19 protein-coding genes are annotated in these 19,786 nt (G+C 72.0%); 10 read left to right on the forward strand and 9 right to left on the reverse strand.

All coding sequences use genetic code 11. The features are described 5' to 3' along the window. Positions 1-13 precede the first annotated feature (13 nt). The 3 genes from ACWEV3_RS22935 (at position 14) to bla (ending at position 2,861) form a co-directional block, all read left to right on the forward strand. Entirely contained in the window at positions 14-898 is an 885-nt protein-coding gene (locus tag ACWEV3_RS22935; RefSeq protein WP_452615867.1) for a LysR family transcriptional regulator, read from the forward strand. Further along, positions 895-1,791, forward strand: coding sequence for a serine hydrolase (locus ACWEV3_RS22940; protein ID WP_358572859.1), 897 nt, complete (start codon positions 895-897; stop codon positions 1,789-1,791). Before ACWEV3_RS22935 ends, ACWEV3_RS22940 begins: the two co-directional genes overlap by 4 nt. A gap of 152 nt (positions 1,792-1,943) precedes the next feature. Beyond that, positions 1,944-2,861: a class A beta-lactamase gene (gene bla / locus ACWEV3_RS22945; protein ID WP_452615868.1), complete on the forward strand. Its 918-nt coding sequence runs from the start codon at positions 1,944-1,946 to the stop codon at positions 2,859-2,861. A gap of 22 nt (positions 2,862-2,883) precedes the next feature. Here bla and ACWEV3_RS22950 read toward each other — a convergent pair whose 3' ends face one another. Beyond that, positions 2,884-4,095, reverse strand: coding sequence for a sensor histidine kinase (locus ACWEV3_RS22950; RefSeq protein ID WP_452615929.1), 1,212 nt, complete (start codon positions 4,093-4,095; stop codon positions 2,884-2,886). 171 nt (positions 4,096-4,266) lie between these two features. Between ACWEV3_RS22950 and ACWEV3_RS22955 the strand changes: the two genes are divergently transcribed. Next, positions 4,267-5,523 (forward strand): DUF418 domain-containing protein, encoded by a 1,257-nt coding sequence (locus tag ACWEV3_RS22955; RefSeq protein ID WP_452615869.1) that lies wholly within the window; start codon positions 4,267-4,269, stop codon positions 5,521-5,523. A 54-nt stretch (positions 5,524-5,577) separates the two neighbouring features. Here the strand turns inward: ACWEV3_RS22955 and ACWEV3_RS22960 are convergent, their stop codons facing one another. After that, positions 5,578-7,026 carry an MFS transporter gene (locus tag ACWEV3_RS22960; protein ID WP_452615870.1) on the reverse strand — a complete coding sequence of 483 codons (1,449 nt, stop codon included), beginning with the start codon at positions 7,024-7,026 and terminating at the stop codon, positions 5,578-5,580. A 149-nt stretch (positions 7,027-7,175) separates the two neighbouring features. Here ACWEV3_RS22960 and ACWEV3_RS22965 point away from each other — a divergent pair, with 149 nt between their 5' ends. From ACWEV3_RS22965 to ACWEV3_RS22975, 3 genes are all read left to right on the forward strand, one after another. Beyond that, on the forward strand, positions 7,176-8,093 hold the full coding sequence (locus ACWEV3_RS22965; protein WP_452615871.1) for an AraC family transcriptional regulator: 918 nt from the start codon (positions 7,176-7,178) through the stop codon (positions 8,091-8,093). A 117-nt stretch (positions 8,094-8,210) separates the two neighbouring features. Then, positions 8,211-8,648, forward strand: coding sequence for a DUF2871 domain-containing protein (locus ACWEV3_RS22970; RefSeq protein ID WP_452615872.1), 438 nt, complete (start codon positions 8,211-8,213; stop codon positions 8,646-8,648). Then, positions 8,645-10,231 (forward strand): MFS transporter, encoded by a 1,587-nt coding sequence (locus ACWEV3_RS22975; RefSeq protein ID WP_452615873.1) that lies wholly within the window; start codon positions 8,645-8,647, stop codon positions 10,229-10,231. The genes ACWEV3_RS22970 and ACWEV3_RS22975 overlap by 4 nt, the downstream gene beginning before the upstream one ends. A gap of 33 nt (positions 10,232-10,264) precedes the next feature. Here the strand turns inward: ACWEV3_RS22975 and ligD are convergent, their stop codons facing one another. Next, entirely contained in the window at positions 10,265-11,263 is a 999-nt protein-coding gene (gene ligD / locus ACWEV3_RS22980) for a non-homologous end-joining DNA ligase (RefSeq protein ID WP_452615874.1), read from the reverse strand. A gap of 135 nt (positions 11,264-11,398) precedes the next feature. On the opposite strand from ligD, the gene ACWEV3_RS22985 reads away from it, so the two are divergent. Both ACWEV3_RS22985 and ACWEV3_RS22990 read left to right on the forward strand, forming a co-directional pair. Further along, the gene (locus ACWEV3_RS22985; protein ID WP_452615875.1) at positions 11,399-12,880 is read left to right on the forward strand and encodes an SDR family oxidoreductase; all 1,482 of its coding nucleotides are present in this window, start codon (positions 11,399-11,401) and stop codon (positions 12,878-12,880) included. Between the two features lie 192 nt (positions 12,881-13,072). Further along, positions 13,073-14,869 (forward strand): alkyl/aryl-sulfatase, encoded by a 1,797-nt coding sequence (locus ACWEV3_RS22990; protein ID WP_452615876.1) that lies wholly within the window; start codon positions 13,073-13,075, stop codon positions 14,867-14,869. A 12-nt stretch (positions 14,870-14,881) separates the two neighbouring features. Here ACWEV3_RS22990 and ACWEV3_RS22995 read toward each other — a convergent pair whose 3' ends face one another. Further along, entirely contained in the window at positions 14,882-15,388 is a 507-nt protein-coding gene (locus tag ACWEV3_RS22995) for a DUF1269 domain-containing protein (protein WP_452615877.1), read from the reverse strand. Positions 15,389-15,611: 223 nt separating this feature from the next. Between ACWEV3_RS22995 and ACWEV3_RS23000 the strand changes: the two genes are divergently transcribed. Further along, positions 15,612-16,661: an AI-2E family transporter gene (locus ACWEV3_RS23000; protein ID WP_452615878.1), complete on the forward strand. Its 1,050-nt coding sequence runs from the start codon at positions 15,612-15,614 to the stop codon at positions 16,659-16,661. A gap of 62 nt (positions 16,662-16,723) precedes the next feature. Here the strand turns inward: ACWEV3_RS23000 and ACWEV3_RS23005 are convergent, their stop codons facing one another. The 5 genes from ACWEV3_RS23005 to ACWEV3_RS23025 all read right to left on the reverse strand — a co-directional run bounded on the left by ACWEV3_RS23005 (position 16,724) and on the right by ACWEV3_RS23025 (position 19,761). After that, positions 16,724-17,335 carry a LysE family translocator gene (locus ACWEV3_RS23005; RefSeq protein ID WP_452615879.1) on the reverse strand — a complete coding sequence of 204 codons (612 nt, stop codon included), beginning with the start codon at positions 17,333-17,335 and terminating at the stop codon, positions 16,724-16,726. Between the two features lie 100 nt (positions 17,336-17,435). Continuing rightward, positions 17,436-17,840 carry a nuclear transport factor 2 family protein gene (locus ACWEV3_RS23010; protein WP_452615880.1) on the reverse strand — a complete coding sequence of 135 codons (405 nt, stop codon included), beginning with the start codon at positions 17,838-17,840 and terminating at the stop codon, positions 17,436-17,438. After that, positions 17,819-18,496 carry an MBL fold metallo-hydrolase gene (locus ACWEV3_RS23015; RefSeq protein WP_452615881.1) on the reverse strand — a complete coding sequence of 226 codons (678 nt, stop codon included), beginning with the start codon at positions 18,494-18,496 and terminating at the stop codon, positions 17,819-17,821. Before ACWEV3_RS23015 ends, ACWEV3_RS23010 begins: the two co-directional genes overlap by 22 nt. 49 nt (positions 18,497-18,545) lie before the next feature. Continuing rightward, entirely contained in the window at positions 18,546-19,037 is a 492-nt protein-coding gene (locus ACWEV3_RS23020; RefSeq protein WP_452615882.1) for a DUF7144 family membrane protein, read from the reverse strand. An 85-nt stretch (positions 19,038-19,122) separates the two neighbouring features. Beyond that, complete coding sequence (locus ACWEV3_RS23025) at positions 19,123-19,761, reverse strand: cation:proton antiporter (RefSeq protein WP_452615930.1); 639 nt, start codon at positions 19,759-19,761, stop codon at positions 19,123-19,125. Between the last annotated feature and the right edge of the window lie 25 nt (positions 19,762-19,786).

Genomic DNA, 19,786 nt, shown 5'->3' on the forward strand with positions numbered 1-19,786 from the left:
TTTGGATCGGGGCGTGGATCTGTTGCGTCACCTCCGCTTCTTCGTCGCCGTGGCCGAGGAAGGCCATTTCGGACACGCCGCGGACCGGCTCGGGATGACGCAGCCGCCGCTGTCCCAGGGCGTCCAGCGGCTCGAGACCAGGCTCGGTGTCACCCTGCTGACCAGGGGTTCTCGCGGCGTGGGGCTGACCACCGCCGGGGCCGAGCTGCTGCCCAGGGCGCGGGCCCTGCTCGACGGGGCGGAGCAGTTCGAGGAGGAAGCGCGCCGCCAGCGGGAGAACCGCGGCGCGGTGCGCGTCGGCGTCGTCGCGGCGCTCAGCGACCGGCAGGTCGCGGCCCTGACGGCCGCGGTGCGGGCCGCCGCGCCCGATCCGGCGGCGCGCACCGTGATCATCACGACGGCCTCGACGGTCGACCTCGTCGACGCGGTCACCGCCGGCCGGCTCGACTGCGCGGTGGTGCACCACCCGGCGCTGATCGGTGCCCTGCAGGCCGGTCCGGTCCGGAAGATCCCGCGTTCGCTGCTGGTGCCCGCCGACCACCCGGCGGCGCGCCGCAAGCAGTCGCTGCGCTCGCTGGCGGGTCTGGCCTGCGCGACCGCGCCGCGCAGTCATGGGACGGCCGCGTTCGACCTGCTCGTCGACACGTTGCGGATCAAAGGGCTCGACCCGGACTTCCTGCCCGCGGCGGGTGATCGCGACGCGCTGACCGCGGTTGCCGCCGGTCGTGCCTTCGCCCTCACCACCGACCCGTCGCTGGAGGCCTCCGGCGTGACCCGGCTGCAGGCCCCGGGGGAGGACCTCGCGCTGCGGGTGCGGCTGGTCTGGCAGGAGCCCGCGCCGCCGGACGACGTGCTCGCGGCGGTCGAGGCCGCGCTGCGTCCGGAGGCGCCGCGGTGAGCCCGGTCGAGCGCCGCATCCGCGAGGTGCTGGCCGACGCCGGCGCCGAGGGCTGGGTGCACGCGAAGCCGCTGAACCCCGCGTCGGAGCGGGAGATCGACGTGGGCGGCGACGAGCTCGTCGTCACGGCGTCGGTCTACAAGCTGCCGCTGCTCGTGGCGTTGTGTCGCGCGTTCGACGCCGGTGCTCTCGATCCGCGGGCCAGGGTGCGGATCGATCCCGCGTCCTGCACGCCCGGGCCCACCGGGATGTCGGCCTTCCAGGACCCGGTCACGGTGTCCTGGCGCGACCTCGCCGCGTCGATGATCGGCGTCTCGGACAACGCGGCGGCGGACCTGATCCTCGGCGAGGTGGGGCTCGACGCGCTCGCCGACACCCTCGCCGACCTGGGGTTGTCCCGCACCCGCGTGGTCGGTGGCACCGCCGACTCGCACGCCGCGCTGATCCGCGACACCGGAACGACCACCGCGGCCGAGGCGTTCGCGCTGCTCAGCGACAACGACGCCGCCCGCACGGTGAGCGCCTACGACCCGTCGTACGCCAGCGCCACCACACCGCGCGAGATGACCCGGTTGCTCGAACTCATCTGGGCCGACGCGGTCGCGTCGCCGGAGCAGTGCGAGTTCATCCGGCGGCTGCTGGCGAACCAGGCGTGGCAGCACCGGATCCGGGCCGGGTTCCCGTACCGCGGGGTCCGGGTCGCGGGCAAGACCGGCACGATCGGCGCGGTGCGCAACGAGGTGTCGGTGGTGGAGTTCGACGGCGAAACGCCGGTCGCGGTGGCGGTGTTCACGCTCGCGGCCCGCGCCGACGCCGCGCTGCCCGGAGTGGATGCGGCCATCGCGGAATGCGCCCGGATCGCGGTCACGGACCTGCGTTCCGGCCGGTTGTGAGCGAACTTTTTTTCGCGGGCCGGGAGCGGCTGGGCGCCGCCCGGCAGCTGCGGCCATATCGAATCGCTATCGGACGCGGGCCGGGCGTGGATTGGCGCTATCGGTCGTGGGCTGCTTGATTGGCGGCAGACCCGATCGATTGGAGAATTTCCTTGCAGCACCACGAAACCCGCGTTGGACGTCGAGCGATCCTGGGTGCGTTGCTGGCCGCCCCGGCGGTCGCCGCGTGCGGTTCGAGCGGCGTAGCGGCGGCGCCGAGCGACGCGGGGCCGGACCTGACCGGCAAGCACGCCCCGGTCTTCGCCGACCTGGAACGCCGCTACGACGCCCGGCTCGGGCTGTTCGCGGTCAACGTCCACACCGGACGTTCCCTGGGGTACCGCGCCGACGAGCGCTTCGCGATGTGCTCGACGTTCAAGACCTACGCGGCCGGCGCTCTGCTGCACCGGCACGGCCTGGCCGACGGCTACTTCGACAAGCTGATCCACTACACCAAGGCCGATCTGGTGGCGAACTCGCCGGTCACCGCGCCCAACGCGGGCATCGGCATGATGGTCAACGAGCTGTGCGCCGCGGCGATCACCCGCAGCGACAACACCGCGGGCAACCTGCTGCTCGCCGAGCTCGGCGGCCCGCCCGCGATCACCGCGTTCGCGCGCTCGATCGGCGACGGCAGCACCCGCCTGGACCGCTGGGAAACGGACCTCAACACGGCGATCCCCGGCGACGAGCGCGACACCACCACGCCGGCCGGGATCGCCGCGGGCTACCGGGCGCTGGTGGTGGGCGACGCACTCGGCGCGCCGGAGCGCGACCGGCTGACCGGGTGGCTGTTCACCAACACCACCGGCGCCGCCCGGATCCGCGCGGGCCTGCCGCCGGCCTGGCGCACCGGCGACAAGACCGGCACCGGGGACTACGCCTCGGGCAACGACGTGGCCGTCACCTGGACCGACCGCGGCCAGGCCATCGTCATCGCCGTCCTGACCACCCGCCCGCGGAAGGACGACAAGGTCGACAACGGGCTGCACGCCGACACCGCGCGCATCGTCGCTGCGGCGCTGGGCTGATACCGACCACTGTGGACGATCGTCAGCTGGCGGGAAGCGTTGCGGTCACGCGGAAACCGCCGTCGGGCAGCGGCCCCGAGCCGATGTCGCCGCCCGCCAGCTGCACGCGTTCGGCGAGCCCGATCAGGCCCTGCCCGCCGCTGGGCAGGCTGCGCCGGAAGCCCTCGGCGGGACGGCTGTTGCGCACCGAGATCTCCAGGGCCTCGGGCCGGTAGGAGAGCGCGACCGAGGCGTGCGAACCGCCCGCGTGCTTGTGCACGTTGGTCAGCGCCTCCTGGATGACCCGGTACGCGGCGCGCTCGACGTGGTCGGGCAGCCGCCGGCGGTCGCCGTCGATGCGCAGCTCGGCGGCCAGACCGGCGTCCCTGGAGGCGGAAACGAGCGCTTCGACGTCCTGCAGGGTCGGCTGGGGCGGCTCGGGCCGCTGGTCGGAGGGGTCCGAGCGCAGCACGCCGATCATCTGCCGGAGCTCGTTCAGCGCGCCGCGGCCGACGTCCTGGATGGTCGCGGCCGCCTGTGCCGCCTTCGCGGGATCGCGCTCGGCCAGCAGCTCCAGCGCGCCCGCGTGCACCACGACCAGGCTCACCTGGTGCGCGATGGAATCGTGCATCTCGCGGGCGATGCGGGCGCGCTCCTCGGCGCGGGTCTGCTCGGCGATGAGGGCCTGCTCCCGCTCGGCCCGCTCGGCGCGCTCCACCCAGTGGGCCAGCCGCGCGCGACGACCGGCCATGTAGAGCCCGACGACCAGCGGGAACAGGTTGACCAGCGAGATCATGATCATCATCGTGATGAAGTCGCCGAGGCTTCTGAACGTGGTGATCCCGCTTAGCACGGCCGGTGCCGCAACGATGCTCAGCGCTGCGGTGCCCCAGATCTGCCAGCGCTTCCGGCCGTAGGCGCCCAGCGCGTACTGCGCGACGAAACCGCCCATGTAGAACGGCGTCGCCAGGTGCGTGACCGTCGCGGCCAGGGCGACGGTGACCGGGAACCGCCGCATCCCGAGCAGGGCGAGCGAGCCCACGAGCCCGGTCCCCAGCTGCCACCACATCTCGAGGTCGTGGTCCGGGTTGTTCAGGATCGTGGCCCACAACGAGAGGAAGAAGACGAATCCGCTGATGACGGCGAGGATCACCCACCGGGGCACCCGCGCCATCCAGGCCGGCCGCGTGCCGACGAAGTTCGGCTGCTCGTCGGGGGTGAGCTTGCCGGGGAAGTTCGCGATCAGACTCCGCATTGCCACGACACAAGCGTATGGGAACGACGCGCCGACCGAATTGGCCTGCGGTCGTACTACTCAGGTATGACTCCCGCGTTGCGGCACATGGGTTTCTGCGATCCGGGAATGATCACGGCATGGGACTCGCGGTCGATGTCCGCGCAGGACCGCCCGCCATAGCTTTGGTCCATGGTCCACACGAACGAAAGCCGAACGGCACCCAGCGCCGTCGAGATACCCGAACCGCGGCCGCGCCCGGCGCGCCTGAGCGGTGTCGACCTGGCCCGCGCATTGGCGGTGCTGGGCATGTTCGTCGCGCACATCGGGCCGGCGATGCTGGATCCGCAGGCGGGCACGGCGGCGGAGGTGCTGGCGAAGCTCGGCAACGGGCACGCGTCGATCCTGTTCGCCACGCTGGCCGGCGTGTCGCTCGCGCTGCTCACCGGTGGCAGCGATCCGCACGACGGTGCGCTGCTGCGGCGGGATCGCGTCCGGATCGCCGTCCGGGCGGCGATCCTGTTCGTGCTCGGCATGGCGCTGACGCAGATCGGCGCCCCGATCATGGTGATCCTGTCGTTCTACGCGATCTACTTCGTGCTCGCCCTGCCGATGCTGCGCATGCCTCCCGTGGCGCTCGCGGCGCTCGCCGGGATGTGGGCGCTCGCCGCCCCGCAGGTCTCGTTCCTCATCCGCGGCTCGGTCGAAAGCGCGGAAACGGCAGGCGGCGCGTTGTCCTTCGACGACCTGGCTTCGCCCCAGGAAGCCGGGGCAGGGCTGCTGCGGCTGCTGCTCGACGGCGCGTACCCGGTGCTGACCTGGATGCCGTTCGTGTTCGTCGGCATCGCGGTCGGGCGGCTCGATCTGCACTCGACGGCCGTTCGGCTGCGGCTGCTGGTGGCGGGCGCCGGTGTGGCGGTCGTCGGGTACGGCGGTTCGTGGCTCGCGCTGAACGTCTTCGGTGGTGTGAAAGCGCTTTCCCCGCTGCTGGACGCGCTGAGCCCGATGGCGGCCGAGCTCGGGAAGAGCCCGATGGAGCTCCTGCAGATGTCGAACTTCGGGACGGTGCCCGCAGGCACTCCGGCGATGCTGCTGCTGGCGGCGCCGCATTCCGGCACGACGTTCGAGATCGTGGGCTCCACCGGCGTCGCGCTGGCGGTCCTCGCGCTCTGCCTGTTCGCCGGTGACCGGCTGGGCCGGGCGCTCGCGCCGCTGACGGCGGTCGGCGCCCTTGCGCTGACCGTCTACACGGCGCAGGCGGTGGCGCTGAAGGTCCTGGTGGACACCGCGGCACCGGCGATGGCGGCGCACCCGTGGCTCCCGCTGATCGGCTTCGCACTGGTCTCGATGCTGTTCTGCGGATTGTGGCGACCATTCCTCGGCCGCGGCCCGCTGGAGCGAGTCCTGCACTGGACGTCGGTCCGAGTCGCCGCCGCGGTCGTCCGCTGACCGGCCCGGCACGACGCCTGCCCGCCGGGAACGCACCCGGCGGGCAGACGGGGTTCAGCGCGCCGCTTCGACGACGGGCTCCGGCTCCGGCTTCGGCGCCGGGCGCAGGGCGACGAAGGCGATGACCAAGCCGGCGAACACGAAACCGGCGGAGAGGAGGAAGCTCATGCTGTAGCCGTCGCGCAGTGCCGACAGCGCGTCCGCGCCGGCCTGGAGCCGGGTGTCGGTGTGACCGGCGGCGAGCGTCGCCAGGGTCGCGAGCCCGACGGCCGCTCCGGCCTGCTGGGCGGTGTTGTTGAGCCCGGAGGCCAACCCGGCGTCGCGCGGGTCGGCGCCCGACATGGCCATCGTGATGACGGCGGGTATCGCCAGCCCCATCCCGGCGCCCATCAGGAAGAGCGTCGGCAGCACGTCCGCGAAGTAGTCGCCGCCCACCGGGGCGCGGCTGAGCAGCGCCAGCCCGGAGCCCAGTGCGAACAGGCCGGTGAGCAGCACCTTCCGGGCGCCGAACCGGTCGGTCAGCCGGGCGGCGAAGAACAGCGAGACGGTGCCGAGCGTCACCGGTGCCGGGACGAAGGCCAGCCCGGTCTGCAGCGAGTCGAAGCCCAGCACCCGCTGCAGGTACAGCGCGTTGAAGAACTGGAAGCCGAAGCCCGCGGCGAACACGAGCACCACGACGACGTTGGCGGCGGAGAGCTGCCTGCTCCGGAAGATCCGCAGCGGCAGCAGCGGAGTGGCCGTTTTCGCCTGGCGCACCAGGAAAGCCGCCACCAGAGCGACGGCGACCACGGCGCAGCCGAGCGTCGTCCCGGTGCTGCTGGTCGGCTCGGCCAGCTGCACGATCGCGTACACGCCCAGCGACAGCCCGGCGGTGACCAGGACCGCGCTCAGGAGGTCGGCGCCGCGGCGGAAACCGAGCCCGGGGGAGTCGGCCAGCACCCGGACCGCCAGCACGAGCGTCACCGCGCCGATCGGCACGTTCACCAGGAAAGCGCCTTCCCAGCCCAGGGTTCGGGTGAGGACGCCACCGGCGATGAGCCCGATCGCGCCGCCGCCGGCGGAGACGAAGCTGTAGATGCCCATCGCCCTGGCCTGCTCGCCGGGCCGCGGGTACAGCCCGGCGATCATGCCCAGGATCACCGCCGACGACAGGGCGCCGCCGACGCCCTGCGCGAACCGCCCGACGACCAGCATCGCCGGGTCGACCGCCACCCCGCACAGCACCGACGCGGCGGTGAAGGTGATCAACCCGGCCACGAACACCTTCTTGCCCCCGATCAGGTCGCCCAGCCGCCCGGAGAGCAACAGCAGCCCGGCGAAGGCGATCAGGTAGGAGTTCACCACCCAGGCCAGCCCGGACGGCGAGAAGCCCAGCTCGTCCTGGATGGACGGCAGCGCGACGGTGACGACGGTGCCGTCCAGGACGACCATCAACTGCATGGTCAGCAGCACGCCCAGCGACAGGCCGCGCCGGCGGGGTTGCTGCGAAACGCTGTGAGTCATCGACGAGTCTTCCCGGTGAGATTTGCGGACCGCGGGCCCGATCGGCCCGCGTTGAAGCAAAGCTAGTCCGCGATCATGAGACGAACGATGGCTAAGAATCTCGATTTGATGTCCGGTCGTATCAAGTGCGGGCACGATAGGATTCCGGCGTGGATGTGCTGAGCGACACCGTCGCCGCGCTGCGCACCGGGCGGCCCGCCTCGGGGACGTTCGTCCGGCACGCGCCGTGGGGGCGCCGGTACTCGAAGGCGTCGGGCGCGGGATTCCACGTGGTGCTGCAGGGTTCCTGCTGGCTGATCCCGCGCGCCGGCGAACCGGTCCCGCTGGGCGTCGGTGACGTCGCCTTCCTGTACCTGGACGAGGGCCACGGGCTCGCCGACAGCCCGGACACGCCGCTCGACGAGATCCCCGGGCCGGGCGAGCCGCGCGTGGTCGACGGGGCGGGCGCGCGTTCGACGCTGCTCTGCGGCGTGTACGAGTTCGCTTCCGGCTGGTCGCATCCGCTGCTCGACGAGCTGCCCGAGGTCGTGCACGTTCCGGCTCGCCTCGGCCGCCACCCCGAACTGCGCGCGGCGGTCGACCTGCTCACCGCCGAGCTCGCCGGCGACCGGCCCGGCCGGGACGCGATGGTGCCCGCCCTGCTGGACGTGCTGCTCATCTGCACGCTGCGGGCCTGGTTCGACGAGCGGGCAGAGGGCGACCGCATCACGGGCTGGGCTTCGGTGTTCCAGGACCGGGCGATCACCGCCGCTCTCGCCGCGATGCACGGCGATCCCGCGCACCAGTGGACGGTAGAGGGGCTCGGCGCGCGGGTCGGGATGTCGCGCGCCACCTTCTCGCGCCGCTTCACCGCGCTGGTCGGCGAACCGCCGCTGACCTACCTGACCAGGTGGCGGATGATCAACGCGGCCCGCCGCCTGCGCGAAACCGACGCGGCGCTGTCGGTGATCGCCGAAGAGGTCGGCTACGCCTCGGAATACGCGTTCGCCAAGGCGTTCAAGCGGGCGCACGGCGCCGCCCCGGGCCAGTACCGCCGCGAGCAGCTCGCGCATCGATCGAACGGTTGATTTCGCGGTGCACCCTTCGGCTCCGCGCGGCCATCCCGCGGTGCGATGTGCCGGACGACCGGCTCGACCACAGTGGATACCGGTGGAACGCCCCGGTTGGAAGGAAGCGCATCGGCGATGAAGAAGCTGTACTGGTCGGCACTGGTCTACATGATCCTCGGGCTGGCCGCGGGGCTGTACTACCGCGAGTTCACCAAGGCGCTGGACTTCACCGGCGACACCCAGCTCTCCGTTCTGCACACCCATCTGCTCGCGTTGGGCATGCTGTTCTTCCTGCTGGTGCTGGCGCTGGACAAGGCCTTCGCACTGTCCGGGAACAAGCTGTTCACGCTGTTCTTCTGGTTCTACAACTCCGGTCTCGCCCTCACCGCGGCGATGATGCTCGTGCACGGCACGCTGACCGTGCTGGGCAACGAGAGCTCGGCCGCGATCTCCGGGATCGCCGGGCTCGGCCACATCCTGATCACGCTCGGCCTGATCCACCTGTTCCTGGCACTGCGAAAGGCGTTGCCCGGCAAGGAGAACGCCGAGCGGCGCGCCGAAGCGATCCGGTGACCGAGCCGGGCAGCGCGGGCCCGCCGCGCAAGTGGGCGGCGCTGGCGGTGCTCGCCGCCGGGCTGTCCATGATCGTCGTCGACGGCACGATCGTCGGGGTCGCGCTCCCGGTCATCATCGGCGACCTGTCGCTGGACATCAGCGATGCGCAGTGGATCAACAGCCTGTACTCGGTGGTGTTCGCGGCCCTGCTGCTGACCGCGGGCAGCCTCGGCGACCGGCTCGGGCGGCGGCGCCTGTTCGTCGTCGGCGTCGTGGTGTTCGCGGCGGGCAGCCTGCTCGCCGGGCTCGCGGGCGGCGCCGGTGGGCTGATCGCCGCCCGGGTGGTGCAGGGCGTCGGCGGGGCCGCGGTGCTGCCGGCGACCCTCTCCACGGTCAACGCGGTGTTCCGCGGGCGGGACCGGGTGATCGCCTTCGCCATCTGGGGTTCGGTCATCTCCGGGATGGCGGCCGTCGGCCCGCTGCTGGGCGGCTGGCTGACGAGTTCGGCGAGCTGGCAGTGGATCTTCCTGGTCAACCTCCCGATCGCGGCGGTCGTGCTCGTCGGGGCCTGGCTCGTCGTGCCCGAGACCCGCGCTGAGGCGGCCGAGCCGGGCCGCGACGTCGTGGGGCTGCTGCTGAGCGTGCTGGGCTTCGGCGCGGTCGTGTTCGCGGTGATCGAAGGCGCCGCGCTGGGCTGGTGGCGACCGGCGGCGGACTTCGCCGTTCTCGGCTTCACCTGGCCGAGAACGGCGCCGGTGTCGATCGTCGTGCCCAGCGCCGCGATCGGCCTGCTCGCGCTGGCGCTGTTCGTCGCGTGGGAGCGCCGCCGCGCCCGCATCGGCCGCTCGGTGATCCTGGACCTGGGCCTGTTCGGCGTCCCGACCTTCCGGTGGGGGAACCTGACGGCGCTGGCGGTCGCGGTCGGTGAGTTCGGGCTGCTGTTCGTGCTTCCGCTGTTCCTGGTGAACGTCCTGGCCATGAGCACGATGTCGGCCGGGCTGGTGCTGGCCGCGATGGCGGCGGGCGCGTTCGCGTCCGGGGCCGCCGCACGACACCTCGCCGCCCGGCTCGGACCGCCGAAGGTCGTCGTGACCGGCCTCCTGCTGGAGGTCATCGCCGTCCTCGCGATCGCGCTCCTGGTCGACCCCGAGATCTCGCCGTGGCTGCTCGCGCTGCTGCTGGTCGGCTACGGCGCGGGCCTGGGCCTGGCCGCCGCGCAGCTGACCGGCACGACGCTGGCCGACATCCCGGCCGCGAAGTCCGGGCAGGGATCGGCGACGCAGAGCACGGTGCGCCAGCTCGGGGCGGCGCTGGGCACGGCCATCGCCGGCGCGGTGCTCGCCCTCGGCCTGTCGGGCGCCACCGAAGCCGAGCTGCTCGCCGCGCACGTCCCGCCCCCTGCCGCGCACGAGCTGGCCGAAGGCACCCGCGAATCGGCCGGGGCGCTGATCCGCGAGCTCCGCGAGACCGATCCCGCGGCCGTCCCGGCGCTGTCCCGGGGATTCGGCGACGCCACCCGCGATGCGGTGCTGTTCAACGCGGCCTTCCTGGTGCTGGGACTGGTCGGCGCCACCCGGGTGTCCACTGTGGCCACCCGGTAGGAGATCGCCGCGGCGAGCCGGGAATGAGGCGGGTCAGGACTTCTTGGCGCGGCTCGGCGCGACGCGGGGCGGCTCGTTGGGCTGCTTCGGGTAGACCGGCGGCCACGGCGCGTCCAGCAACCCGGCGGCCATGTCCCGCCGGGACCGTTCGAGCAGCGGCTCGATCGACTGCGGCCGCCGGTCGGCCCACGGATCGCCGAGCTCCGCGACCCGGCCCGGCACGGTCGCGATGGTGAGCTCGTCGGGGTCGACCGATCCGAGCTCGTCCCAGCCGATCGGGGTCGAGACCTGCGCGCCCACCCGGGGCCGCACGCACCACGCGCCGAAAACCGTCTTGTGCGGGGCGTTCTGGTTGAAGTCGACGAAGACCCGCGCGCCCCGCTCCTCCTTCCACCACTTCGCGGTGATGAGCTCGGGGTGGCGGCGCTCCAGCTCGCGGGCCAGCGCGACCGCGGCGGCCCGCACCTCGTAGCTGTCCCAGCGCGGTTCCAGCGAAGCGTAGATGTGCAGGCCCCGGGACCCCGACGTCTTCACCTGCGCGGCGACGCCGTCCTCGGCGAGCAGCTCCCTGGTCGCTACGGCGGCCTCCACCACCTGCGGATACCGCACGCCGGGGGAGGGGTCGAGGTCGATGCGCAGCTCGTCGGCGATCTCCGGCGTGTCGGCGTGGTACGGCCAGACGTGGAACCCGAGGCACCCCAGGTTCACGGCCCAGACGATGTGCGCCAGGTCGGCGGCGACGAGCGCGTCGCTGGTGGTGCCGTTGGGCGTGGCGACGACGGTGGTCTGCAGCCAGGGCGGCGCGGACTTCGGCACCCGCTTCTGGAAGAAGGACTTGCCCCCGGCGCCGTCCGGGTACCGCTCCAGCAGCAGCGGCCGCCCCTGCAACGTGCCCAGCAGCGGGCCGGCGACGGCCTGGTAGTACCGGACGAGGTCGAGCTTCGTCTCGCCGCGCCGGCTGAAGAAGACCTTGTCGGGATGCGAAACCGAAACCTCGGTCCCCCCGACGTCCACCGTGACGCCCTCACCCATCGCACAACCCTCCGCTCGGTCACCCGCAGCAAGCCTAGGTCGTCGCAGGCCCGGCCACCGGGATGTTCGACGCGCGGAGCCGGTGCCGGGGCGGCCCGACTTGTCGGTGCCGGGCCCCGGTCCTACCGTTCCGCAATGGCCGAATCCACGTCCCGGCTCTGCCTGGTGACCGGAGCGACCGGCTACATCGGCGGCCGCCTGGTGCCGCTGCTGCTCGACGCGGGCCACCGGGTCCGCTGCCTCGTGCGCTCCCCGGAGAAGCTCCGCGACGTGCCGTGGCGCGACCGGGTCGAGGTGGTGCGCGGCGACCTGCTCGACGCCGACCAGGTGCGCTCCGCCTGCGAAGGCGTCGACGTCCTGTACTACCTGGTCCACTCGTTGGCGAAGAAGGGATTCGCCGACCTCGACCGGCGGTCCGCGGCCATCGTGGCTGCCGAGGCGGAGCGGGCGGGCGTGGCGCGGATCGTCTACCTCGGCGGCGTGCACCCCGCGTCCGGCCAGTTGTCCGAGCACCTCCGATCGCGCGCCGAGGTCGGCGAGATCCTGCTGCGCGGCGGGGTCCCGGCGGTCGTCCTGCAGGCGGCGGTGATCATCGGATCCGGCTCGGCGAGCTTCGAGATGCTGCGCTACCTCACCGAACGGCTGCCGCTGATGGTCACGCCGAGCTGGGTGCGCAACCGGGTGCAGCCGATCGCGATCCGCGACGTGCTGCACTACCTGGTCGGCGCGGCGCGGCTGCCGGCGGCGGTCAACCGGACCTTCGACATCGGCGGCCCGGACGTGCTGACCTACGCGGACATGATGAGCGGCTTCGCGGCGGTGGCCGGGCTCCCGAGGCGGCGGATGGTGCCGGTCGGGGTGCTCTCGCCCCGGCTGAGCTCGCTCTGGATCAACATCGTCACCCCGGTGCCGCGCAGCATCGGCGCGCCGCTGATCGAATCGCTGATCAACGAGGCGATCTGCGCCGAGCACGACATCGACGAGTTCGTCCCGCCGCCGGAGGGCGGGACGACGAGCTACCGGGACGCGGTGGGTCTCGCCCTTCGGAAGATCCGGCGCGGCGAGGTGGAGACGAGGTGGTCGGACGCGTCGCCGGCGGGCGCCCCGTGGGAGCCGCTGCCATCGGACCCGCCGTGGTCCGGGGGCAGCGCGTACCGGGACGTGCGCGAGCACCGGACCACGGCGTCGGCGCCGGACGTCTGGCGGGTCGTGGAGGGGATCGGCGGCGGCAACGGCTGGTACTCGTTCCCGCTCGCGTGGGCCGTGCGGGGCTGGGCCGACCGGCTGATCGGCGGCGTCGGCCTGCGGCGAGGCCGCCGGGACCCGCGCCGCCTGCGCACCGGTGACGCGCTCGACTGGTGGCGTGTAGAGGAACTCGTGGACGGCCGCTACCTCCGGCTGCGGGCGGAGATGAAGGTGCCGGGGCGGGCCTGGCTGGAGATGTCGGTGGAGCCCGGCGGGACGGCCGGGTCCTGCTACCGTCAGCGCGCGGTGTTCATCCCGAGGGGCCTGCTCGGCCACGCCTACTGGTGGGCGGTGGCGCCGTTCCACGGCCTGGTCTTCGGCGGAATGGCCCGCAACATCACGAGCGCCGCCGAGCGCGCCGCGACGGGATAGTCCTAAGTGGATGCTGATCTTCGCCGCGCGCGGCGCGGTTGTCGCCGAAACGTTCGGACGCTCCCGTTCGCGATGCGGGCACCCCAGTGAGCGGTTGTACTGGGTCCGCTGTTGCAGCGCGCGATCCGGCACCGGCGCGAAGGCTCCAGGATCGAGGCGCGCGAGGTGTTCGCGGACGTTCAGGAGTGTCTCGTGAGTGAGCTGCCCTTCTCCGATCGCGCAGATTTCGACGATGCCGACCGCGGGTTCATCGCCGCGCTGAAACCCGGCGCGGTGCAGGACGACGAGGGGCGCGTCGTGTGGGACGCCGACGCCTACGGCTTCCTGGACGGCGACTGCCCGGCGACGGTCGATCCCAGCCTGTGGCGGCAGTCCCAGCTGTGCGCCAGGCAGGGGCTCTACGAGGTCGTCCCGGGCATCTACCAGGTCCGCGGCCTCGACCTGTCGAACATGACGCTGGTCGAGGGCGAGCGCGGCGTGATCGTGATCGATCCGCTGGTGTCCGTCGAGACCGCCGCGGCGGCGCTGGCCCTCTACCGGCGGCATCGCGGCGACCGCCCGGTCACGGCGGTGATCTACACGCACTCCCACGTCGACCACTTCGGCGGCGTCGAAGGCGTCACCTCCGGCGGCGTGCCGGTCCTGGCCCCGGCCGGGTTCATGGCGCACGCCGTGTCGGAGAACGTCTACGCCGGGACCGCGATGGCCCGGCGCGGCGCCTACCAGTACGGCATGGTGCTGCCGAACGGCCCGGACGGACAGGTCGGCACCGGGCTGGGGCAGGCCGTGTCGAAGGGCCGCGTGTCGCTGATCCCGCCCACGACGGACATCACCCGCACCGGGCAGGAGGAGACGCTCGACGGCGTGCGCATCGAGTTCCAGCTCACGCCGGGCACCGAGGCGCCCGCGGAGATGAACTTCCACTTCCCGCAGCACCGCGCGCTGTGCCTGGCGGAGAACGCGACCCACAACATGCACAACGTCCTCACCTTGCGCGGTGCCGAGGTGCGCGACACCCGCATGTGGTCGCGCTACCTCACGGAGACCATCGCGCGCTACGCCGGGCAGACTGACGTCGCGTTCGCCTCCCACCACTGGCCGACCTGGGGCGGCGATCGCGTCCGGAAGTTCCTGACCGAGCAACGCGACCTGTACGCCTACCTGCACGACCAGACGCTGCGGCTGATCAACCTCGGCTACACGGGCGTGCAGATCGCCGAGCTGGTCCAGCTCCCGCCGGCGCTGGAGAGCGCCTGGCACGCGCGCGGTTACTACGGCTCGGTGAGCCACAACGTCAAGGCGGTGTACCAGCGCTACATGGGCTGGTTCGACGGCAATCCGGCTTCGCTCTGGGAACATCCGCCGGCGGAGTCGGCGAAGCGCTACGTCGACTGCATCGGCGGCGTGGACCGCGTGGTGGAGAAGGCCCGCGAGTACGCGTCCGAGGGGGACCTGCGGTTCGCGGCGCAGCTGCTGAAGCACGCCGTGTTCGCCGAGCCGGGCCACGCCGCCGCCGGGGAGTTGCTCGCGGACACCTACCAGCGGCTCGGGTTCGGCTCGGAGAACGCGACGTGGCGGAACTACTACCTCACCGGCGCCCACGAACTCCGCCACGGGATCGTCCCGACGCCGACGGCCATCTCCGGCGGGATGGCCGCGGCGCTGACGGTCGAGCAGATCCTGGACTCGGTGGCGATCCGCATCGACGGACCGCGCGCGGCGGGCGCCGGCCTGGCCATCGACTGGCACGTCACGGACGCCGACGAGCACGTGCGGACCACGCTGTCCAACGGCGTGCTGGTCCAGGAACCCGTCCGGGAAGCCGAACCCGCCGACCTCGCCCTCGCGCTGACCAAGGCCCAACTGCTCGGGCTGGTCGCCGGCCGGCAGCCGGAAGGCATCGACTACCGGGGCGACCGCAGCACCCTCGAGCGCCTGATGGACCTGGTGGGCGAGCCCGACCCGAACTTCCCGATCGTGACGCCCTGACGGCCCGCCCGCTCAGCCCGCGGGCTTCGTCTCGGTGTCCTCGAACGCGTGGCGCAGCGCGGCTTCCTGCTCGTTGGACAGGTTCGTGTGGATGAGTTCGGCGTGGCCGCCGGGGAAGTGCTCCTTGATCCGGTCCAGCACCGCGTTGTCGCTGAGCAGGAACAGCGCCGACGTCCCGGGCACGACCTTGTTCCGCGTCTCGTCGATGAAGTCGTCGTCGATGCCCGCGTCGGTCAACGAGCCGGCCAGCGCCCCGGTCGCGGCGCCGATGGCGGCGCCGAGGATCGGCACGAAGAAGATCAACCCGAACAGCATGCCCCAGAACATGCCGCCGAGCGCCCCGGCCCCGGTCAGGTCGTGCAGCTGCCGCGTCTTCGGTTTCTTCGCCGACTCCGGCCACGTCACGGTGGCCGCGTCGTAGATGGTGATCAGCCCTTCCTTCTGCAAGGACTGCAGCTTCTGCGTCGCTCCCTCGGCGCCTTCCGGGCTGTCGAACTTCCAGGCGGTCAAAGTGGCCATCGGTTCTCCTCGGACCTGAGCGATTCCACGGCTGGGCGGGTCCAGCCCGCCCAGTAGAACCGTCCGACCACCCCCACGCAGCCCGGACAAAACCCGGAAGAGTGAAGAAGGGGGAGCGGCTCGCCCGTGTTTGCGCGCCGTGCCGGGTGGACGGACAGTGGCGGTACTCGCGGGACGATGCTCCGGGCGCCCCGCCGGGACTCGGCTGGGGGAGGCGGCGGGAATGAGCGGTGCGGAAGGCGGCGGGCTCTCGCTGTTCGACCACGCGAAGATCGCCTGCGTGTACCTGCTGGTCGGGGTCGTCGCCGTGCTGGCGTACTCGGCCCGCAGCATGCTGATCCTGATCTTCCTCGGGTTCTTCCTGGCGCTCGGCGTGGAACCGATCATCGCCTGGCTGCACCGGCACGGCTGGCGGCGCGGGCTGGCCCTGCTGGTGCTGCTCGTGGTGGTCGTGCTGCTCATCGGCGCGCTCGTGCTGCTGGCGCTGGTGCCCGCCGTGGGGCAGGTCGGGCTGTTCGTCTCGGAGCTCCCGGAGCTCGTCAGCGGCATCGCGGCGAAGCTCAGCGCCGATCCCGAGCTGCAGGCGAGGCTGAACGATCCGAGCGTGCACGAACAGCTGCAGACGGCGATGGGTGCGGTCACGGGCGTCGTGACGAGCACCCTGGCGGCGGGGTTCGCGGCGCTCGGGGCGTTCTTCGGCGGCATCTTCGCCGCCTGCACCGCGGGAGCCCTGATGGTCTACTTCTCGCTGGCGATGCCCCGGATCAACGCCGCGGTGGAACGTGGCGCATCGGCCCACGAGGGCCGGGCCGAGGCCCTGCGCGAGGCGATGGGCCGCGTCGGCGGCTACGTCACCGGGCAGGCCGGGGTCTGCCTGTGCGCCGGGATCGCCGCGTACCTGTTCTTCCTCATCGCCGGAGTGCCCTACCCGGCGCTGCTGGCGCTGGTCGTAGCCCTGTTCGACGCGATTCCGCAGGTCGGCGCCACGCTGGCGTCGGTGACGGGAATTCTCGTCGCCCTGAGCCAAAGCCTGACGCTGGCGGTGGTGACGCTGATCTTCTTCTGCCTGTACCAGATGGTGGAGAACTACCTGATCGCACCGCGCATCTTCGCGAAGACGGTGGAGCTGAGCCCGCTCGGCGCGTTCGTCGCGATCCTGCTCGGCGCGGCCCTCGCGGGGGTGCTCGGCGCGCTGACCGCGCTCCCCATCGCGGCGGCCCTGAAGGTCCTCATCCGCCAGTTCCGCGCCGAACACGCCACCGGCGTCGGCTGATCACGTCTCGAAGGGCATCTCCGGCCGGCCCGTCACGAGCCGGCCGGCGACGGCCGTGCGAGTCACCGCTCGGTGAAGGCGAGCTTGGCGCCGAGGGCGACGAACGCCGCGGCGAAGGTGCGGCGCATCCAGGCCAGCACCCGGGGGCGGCTGATCACGTGGTTGCGGATCGCGGCGGCGAACGCGCCGCAGGCGGCGAAGACCACGAACGTCAGCAGCATGAACACACCGCTGAGCTCGACCATGCGGAGGAACGCGTTCGGCTCCGCGCTGCTCACGAACTGCGGCAGGAACGCGAAGAAGAAGATGGTGAGCTTCGGGTTGAGGATGTTCACCAGGACACCGGAGACGATCACCTTCGCCGCCGAGCGCGGCGCCGTGTCCTGCTCCACGGTGAGCGCACCCTTGTCCCGGAACGTGCTCCACGCCATGTAGAGCAGGTAAGCCACGCCCAGGTACTTGATGACCTGGAACGCGACGGCGCTGGTGTGCAGCAGCGCGGCGAGCCCCGTGATGGCCGCGAGCATGTGCGGGACGATCCCGAGGGTGCAGCCCACGGCGGCGATGATGCTGGCCCGGGCCCCGCGGGAAAGCCCAGCGGCCAGCGTGTAGAGCATGCCGGTGCCCGGCGTCGCGACGATCACCAATGAAGTCAGCAGGAATTCAACGCTCACTCGAGCATTGCTACCACCTCGCGGCCGCCGGCGGCGACGCATTTTGCGGAGTCGGCGGCCCGTGGGTCTCCCGGCTGCCGGAAGACCCGCGGCACCTGCCTCAGCCCGCTACCGCCGTCTCGTGGAGGTGCTGCCAGCGGAGGCCTTCGCCGGTTCGCCGCAGGACCGCCGTCGTCCGGCGGCGGGTCGTCGTGCCCTCGTGGTGGTGGGTTTCGCGGAAGTGCACCACCGCGAAGTCCGCCGCGTCCGCGGCCGCGGTGATCTCGTCGACCTCGATGGCCAGGCCCGGCGCCGCGTTCCGGGCACCGGCGAGGGCGCCGAAGAGGTCCTCGACCGCCATCGGCCTGCCATCGGTGGTGATCATGGTGAAGTCGTCGGCGTGCGCGGCCCGCAGCGCTTCCAGCACCGCGGGCCCGCAGTCCGTGCCCAGCCACTCCGCGAGCAGCCGGTGCACCCGCTCGACCTCGGCCGCGAGGTCGGCGCTCACCAGCCACGCTCGCGCCACTCGGCGAGCTTGGGGCGCTCCGCCCCGAGCGTCGAGTCGTCGCCGTGACCCGGGTAGAACCAGGTGTCGTCCGGCAGCTCGGCGAAGATCCGGTTCTCCACGTCGTCGATCAGCGACCGGAAGTTCTCCGGGGAGCCGGTCTTGCCCACGCCGCCGGGGAACAGGGAGTCGCCGGTGAACAGGTGCGGGTGCCCGTTCGGGTCGCGGTAGAGCAGGGCGATCGACCCCGGCGTGTGGCCGCGCAGGTGGATCACCGACAGCTGGGACTCGCCGACCTCGATGGTGTCGCCGTGCTCGACCAGGCGGTCCGGCGGCACCGGCAGCGCATCGGCGTCCGCCGGGTGCGCCAGCGTGAAGCACCCGGTCTGGCCGGCCACGGCGCCCAGCGCCTGCCAGTGGTCGGCGTGCTGGTGGGTGGTCACGATGGTGCGCAGCCGCGGGCGCAGGGCGTCGTGGCCGAGCAGGTCGGCCAGCCGCTCCGAGTCGTTGGCGGCGTCGATCAGCAGCGCGTCGCCGGTGCTGCGGCACACCAGCAGGTACGCGTTGTTGTCCATCGGACCGACCGAGATCTTGGTGATGGTCAGCGCGTCCAGTTCGCGGCGCGCCGGGGCACCACCTGGTTCGACGTGTCCGTCGTACTGTCCTTGAAGCTCCACGGCCCGAGCCTAACGCCCCGCGCTCGCGGTTCCGGCGGATGATCGCCGGTCAGGCGACAGCCCCCCGCGGAGGCACCATCAGGCCGTAGATCACCAGCACGGACATCGCGATGACCACCAGCGACCACAGCGGGAACGCCGCGAAGAACGCCAGGTGCGCGATCGCGCTCAGCGCGGCCAGGCCGATGCCCGTCATCCGCGCCCACATCTGCCCGTACATGCAGCCGACGCCGGCCACGACCTGCACGACGCCCAGTGCCAGCCAGAACCAGCCCCAGGCGGCGAAGTCGAAGACCAGCAGCTGAGCGGTCCCGACGAGGTAGTAGGTGGGCCGGAACAGCGCGGTGATCCCGCCGATGATGTTGAAGATGCCGATCATCGCGATCAGCGACCCGGCGAACGCCAGCCACCCGGACATCGCGCCGGTGGGCTGCGCGGGCGCCATCGCCCACTGCTTCTGCTGCTCAGGCGCAGCGGTCTGCTCGGGCATCGTCCCCTCGGCCTTCGCCTGGGACTCGGGCCCGGTCTGCGGACTGGACATCGTGCACGCCCCCTCAAGTTGCTCGATGACGTGTCCACCGACAGAGTCGCGCTTTCGGGGCATTCGTGCAGCTCGACCGGGTGGCTCAGGTGTCCGACTTCGCCAGGGCTGTCGAGCGGCTGATGCGCAGTCCCAGCATCGGGAAGACGAGGACGTTGATCATCGCCGCGCCGACCAGGGCGGAGGCGGTGCTCGGCGGCATCGCGCCGACCTCCGTGCCGATCGTGGTGATCACCACGACCATCGGCAGCGCCGCGGACCCGAGCAGCGCGAGCGTCCACTTCGGACGCTTCGGCAGGTCGCGACGGTGCAGGACGAGGATCGGCAGCCCGCGGATCACGAAGAACAGCACCAGGAACACCGGCAGCAGCGCGAACGCGCTCGGCGTCGCCAGCAGCGCGGCCAGGTCGTAGCGCATGCCGCTGACCACGAAGAACAGCGGGATGAACAGGCCGAAACCGATGGCCTCGATCTTGCCCTCCACGACTTCGGCCTCCTCGGAGTCGCCGGCGTCGAGGAACAGCCGGACCACGAGCCCGGCGACGAACGCGCCGAGCAGCACGTCGAGGCCGAGGGCGCCGGCGATCCACAGCATCAGGACGACCACGACCATGCACAGCCGCACCGCGAACTGCGCGCTGGTGCCCAGCGTGGTGCGCGCGGCGCTGCTGCGCGTGAAAGCACCCTTGCCCCGAACGTGGCGGGTGCGCCCGCTACGGGTCAGGACGAACGTTTTGCCTGGTCAAGGG

The sequence above is a fragment of the Saccharopolyspora sp. NPDC003752 genome, from assembly GCF_053605825.1.